The sequence below is a fragment of the Streptomyces sp. 13-12-16 genome (genome assembly GCF_002114215.1).
Classification (GTDB): domain Bacteria; phylum Actinomycetota; class Actinomycetes; order Streptomycetales; family Streptomycetaceae; genus Streptomyces.
Map to the genome: position 1 here is coordinate 1 of NZ_NCTE01000586.1, position 4206 is coordinate 4206.

Annotated in this window: 5 protein-coding genes; 3 read left to right on the forward strand and 2 right to left on the reverse strand. The window is 71.6% G+C overall.

Going from position 1 to position 4206, the window contains the following annotated elements; translation table 11 throughout:
• Positions 1-120: 120 nt before the first annotated feature.
• A complete protein-coding gene (locus B7767_RS23425) occupies positions 121-450 on the reverse strand; it encodes a cupin domain-containing protein (RefSeq protein WP_085573931.1) in 330 nt (109 codons plus the stop codon).
• Between the two features lie 100 nt (positions 451-550).
• Between B7767_RS23425 and B7767_RS23430 the strand changes: the two genes are divergently transcribed.
• Entirely contained in the window at positions 551-1318 is a 768-nt protein-coding gene (locus tag B7767_RS23430; RefSeq protein WP_085573932.1) for a YqjF family protein, read from the forward strand.
• An 18-nt stretch (positions 1319-1336) separates the two neighbouring features.
• Here the strand turns inward: B7767_RS23430 and gdhA are convergent, their stop codons facing one another.
• Entirely contained in the window at positions 1337-2695 is a 1359-nt protein-coding gene (gene gdhA, locus B7767_RS23435) for an NADP-specific glutamate dehydrogenase (RefSeq protein ID WP_085573933.1), read from the reverse strand.
• A gap of 283 nt (positions 2696-2978) precedes the next feature.
• Between gdhA and B7767_RS23440 the strand changes: the two genes are divergently transcribed.
• Together B7767_RS23440 and B7767_RS23445 are read left to right on the forward strand one after the other, a co-directional pair.
• On the forward strand, positions 2979-3197 hold the full coding sequence (locus B7767_RS23440; protein WP_085573934.1) for a type II toxin-antitoxin system VapB family antitoxin: 219 nt from the start codon (positions 2979-2981) through the stop codon (positions 3195-3197).
• The gene (locus tag B7767_RS23445) at positions 3194-3604 is read left to right on the forward strand and encodes a PIN domain nuclease (RefSeq protein ID WP_085573935.1); all 411 of its coding nucleotides are present in this window, start codon (positions 3194-3196) and stop codon (positions 3602-3604) included. Before B7767_RS23440 ends, B7767_RS23445 begins: the two co-directional genes overlap by 4 nt.
• Positions 3605-4206: the final 602 nt, after the last annotated feature.

A 4206-nucleotide genomic window follows, 5' to 3' on the forward strand; every position in this document is an offset into this window, starting at 1 on the left:
GCCCTGGAGGGGCGCGGGGCCGTGTCCATGTGCGGCTCCGCCGCGTGGGCGCGGCGAGCCACGACGGCGCCGCGGACGGCAGGCGACCGGCGGCACGTCACCGCACCGCCGGCGGGGCGCTCAGCCCTGTTTGGCGACCGTGAGGAGCACCGCCGCGTCCTCCATGGCCTCCAGGCCGTGCCGGGCGGGAGGGATGACGATCAGGTCGCCGGTGCGCCCCTCCCACTCGGTGTCGCCGCTGGTGAGGCGGACGCGGCCGCGCAGGACCAGCAGGGTGGCCTCGCCGGGGCTGTCGTGGTCGGCGAGGGAGGTGCCGGCGGTCAGTGCGAGGAGGGTCTGGCGCAGGGTGTGCTCGTGGCCGCCGTGGACGGTGGTGGCGCTGCGGCCGTTGGAGGCGGCGGCGCGTTCCAGGTGTTCGCGGGCGAGGGCGTCGAGGGAGAGCTTCTGCATGGCAGCGAGCCTTCCCGAGGGGTCTCGCCGGTCACCAGGGCCATGTGGGGTACATCGTGCCGCACGGCTGGCTGTCCGGGCCCTCCGGGATACTGGCGCGGTGCAGTCGACACCACCGCCCCCGCAGCCGATCACGCCCGACCCGCCGGAGGCGATCGCGCGTCCGCTGCTCACCCAGTCGTGGCTGGACCTGACGTTCGTCCACTGGGCGGTGGATCCGGCCGACGTGGCCCCGCTGCTGCCGCCGGGCACCGTGCCGGACACCCTGGACGGGGTCACGTACGTCGGTCTCGTCGCGTTCCGGATGCACCGGGTGGGGTGGCTGCGCCTGCCGGGCGTCCCCTACCTCGGGAACTTCCCGGAGACCAACGTCCGCCTGTACTCGGTCGACGCGCACGGGCGGCGCGGGGTCGTCTTCCTCTCCCTGGACGCCTCCCGGCTGATCCCGGTGGTGGTCGCCCGGCTGGGGTTCCGGATGCCGTACCTCTGGTCGCGGATGCGCGTGGAGCACCTCGACGGCCGCACGGTGACGTACACCGCTTCCCGGCGCTGGCCCGGACCGCGGGGCGCCGGCGGCCGCATCACCGTGCGCAGGGGCGAGCTGATCGCGGAGCCGACCGCTCTCGAGCACTTCCTGACCGCCCGCTGGGGCATGCACGGCGCCTTCTTCGGGCGGTCGATGTACCTGCCCAACGCCCATCCGCGCTGGCCCCTGCACCGGGCCGAGCTGCTGGAGTGCGAGGAGGACCTGGTCGGCGCGGCCGGGCTGCCGAGGCCGGCCGGGGAGCCGGTGAGCGTGCTGTACTCACCGGGCGTCCCCGCCCGCTTCGGACGCCCGGCCCGTCCGGCCGGCATCCCCACACCGTGACGGCGTGACGCGGATGCGTCAGATGACGCCCTGCGCGAGCATCGCGTCCGCCACCCGCTCGAAGCCGGCGATGTTCGCGCCGGTCACGTAGTCGCCGGGGGCGCCGTAGCGCTCGGCGGTCTCGGCGCAGGTGGTGTGGATGTCGGTCATGATGCGGGCCAGCTCGTTCTCGACCTGGTCGGCCTTCCACGAGGTGCGCGACGCGTTCTGCGTCATCTCCAGCGCGCTGACCGCGACCCCGCCCGCGTTGGCCGCCTTGCCGGGGCCGAAGGCGACACCGGCCCGCTGGAAGAGCTGCACGGCCTCCGGCGTGGTCGGCATGTTGGCGCCCTCGGAGACCGCCTTCACGCCGTTGCGGATCAGGGCGTCGGCGTCGACGGCGTTCAGTTCGTTCTGGGTCGCCGACGGCAGGGCGACGTCCGCCGGGACCTCCCAGACCCGCCCGCCGGGCACGAACCGCGCGGAGGCGCCCCGGCGCTCGGCGTAGTCGCTCACCCGGCCGCGCTCGACCTCCTTGATCTGGCGCAGCAGCTCCAGGTCGATGCCCTTCTCGTCGACGACGTAGCCGCCGGAGTCGGAGCAGGTCACCGGGTTGGCGCCGAGGGCGGCCAGCTTCTGGATGGTGTAGATCGCCACGTTGCCGGAGCCGGAGACGACCGCGGTCTGCCCCTCCAGGTCCTCGCCGCGGGCGCGCAGCATGGCCTCCGCGAACAGCACGTTGCCGTACCCGGTCGCCTCCGGGCGGATCAGCGAGCCGCCCCAGCCGGCGCTCTTGCCGGTGAGCACACCGCCCTCCCAGCGGTTGGTGATCCGCCGGTACTGGCCGAAGAGGTAGCCGATCTCGCGGGCGCCGACGCCGATGTCACCGGCCGGGATGTCGGTGTACTCGCCGATGTGCCGGTACAGCTCGGTCATGAAGGACTGGCAGAAGCGCATGACCTCGGCGTCGCTGCGGCCCTGCGGGTCGAAGTCGCTGCCGCCCTTGCCACCGCCGATGCCGAGACCGGTCAGGGCGTTCTTGAAGATCTGCTCGAAGCCCAGGAACTTGATGATCCCGAGGTTCACGGAGGGGTGGAAGCGCAGGCCGCCCTTGTAGGGGCCGAGGGCGCTGTTGTATTCGATCCGGAAGCCCCGGTTGACGTGGACCCGGCCCTGGTCGTCCTGCCACGGCACCCGGAACATGATCTGCCGCTCCGGCTCGACCAGCCGTGCGACGAGCCCCGGCTCGGCGTACTCGGGGCGCGCGGCGAGCACCGGGGCGAGGGTCTCCAGCACCTCGCGCGCGGCCTGGTGGAACTCGGGCTCCGCGGGGTTGCGGCGCTCGATCTCGGCGCGGAGCAGGTCGAGCGAGGTCTTGGGGTCGGGTCGTGAGGTCACGAGGTCCCTTTCTGGCGCGGCTGACACCGGTATGGAAACCGGTGATGGGCGCTCGGCGCCGTTGCCGCGCGCAGGACAGCGGCCGTCCCGGTCGTATACGACAGGTCGGCCGACCCTCCCAGTGTTACTCCTGTGTTAACTCGACACCAAGAGCCGGGCCGGATTGTCCGCTATCTGGACAGGACGATCGGAGTCCGGATGCCGGGGAACGGTTCCCGCCCTCGGCGGACGCCGATCGATATACGCTTGAAGGCGATATATAAAGCCGGCTGCGGGAGGCCTCATGTCCAAGACCCTGGTCGACATCGACGACGACAAGCTGGCCTTCGCCCAGCGGCAGCTCGGCACCCGGACGAAGCGGGAGACCATCGACCGCGCGCTGACCATAGCGTCCGCCATCAGCGCCGACGACCGGGCACGAGCCCTGCGCTGGCTTCAGGAGAACGCGGACTCCTTCCTGGACTTCGACGTCCTCGCGGAACGCGAACAGGCGGGCCTGTGACCTACCTGGCAGACACTTCCGCCGTGTGGCGACTGCTGCGCGGGCAGCTCGATCCCCCCTGGCCCGGTCGTGTGGCACGAGGGCTGGTCGCCATCTGCCCGCCCGTCGAGGCCGAACTGATGCCCGGCCTTCGCTCCGACCGGGACTACGAGCCCTTCTTCACCGTGCTCGGCCAGACCTTCGGCTGGGTGCCGGCACTCGACGACCCCTGGTCGAAGATCAGGGAGGTGCAGCGGGAACTGGTGAAGGTCGGCCACCACCGCGGCCCCTCACCCATGGACGTCCTGATCGCCCTCACCGCCGAGCACCACCGCCTGACCGTTCTCCACGTCGACGACGACTTCGCGGCCATCGCCAAGGTGAGGCCGGACATCGCCATGATCCGGGGCGAAACACGAAGCGGCTGATCCGGGACACCACCGCGTCCCGCGTCCGGCTGCAACCGTGCGCGGGGCGCGTGCCGTTTCCGGGGTCGCGGACATGAACGGGGCGTCATCGCAACAGCCCGCGCCGGTCCTGCGGCGGTCAGGACCTGGCCGACCAGAACCGCACGAGGCACCTCTCCACACCCTCGCCCGTCTCCTCGCAGACGCGTTCGCGGACCGCTGGGGTGTGACCGAGGACCGCTTCCCGCGCAAGACCGTCCGGGCCGAACTGCGCCTCACCTCACCGGAACCCGGAAACTGAAGCTCCGGTGCCACCGGCGCCTTCCCAAGGGAAGAACTCGGGGTAAAGCACCCCACCGAGCCCCACCCTTTCCCGCCCGAGGCGCGTGATCACTCGGGTGGGTGAACATCACCGGCTCAGCTGGATTTCCGGACCCCCAACGCCTCTACGCTCAGCGCACACCACCCGAAAAAACTTCGGCCCCCGCCGGGACTGGCATCCCGTTACGAGGGCCTGACCACCAAGGAAGAAGAGGCTTCCCGATGGATACCCAAAACACTAGCGCGCCCCCGCGCGCCCGGTCAGCCCCCGCCGGCAATCCGACCCGATCGCGTCACCACAC

Coding starts and splice junctions, on each gene's coding strand:
- B7767_RS23425 (WP_085573931.1), bottom strand. CDS start 450: ATGCAGAAGCTCTCCCTCGACGCCCTCGCCCGCGAACACCTGGAACGC.
- B7767_RS23440 (WP_085573934.1), top strand. CDS start 2,979: ATGTCCAAGACCCTGGTCGACATCGACGACGACAAGCTGGCCTTCGCC.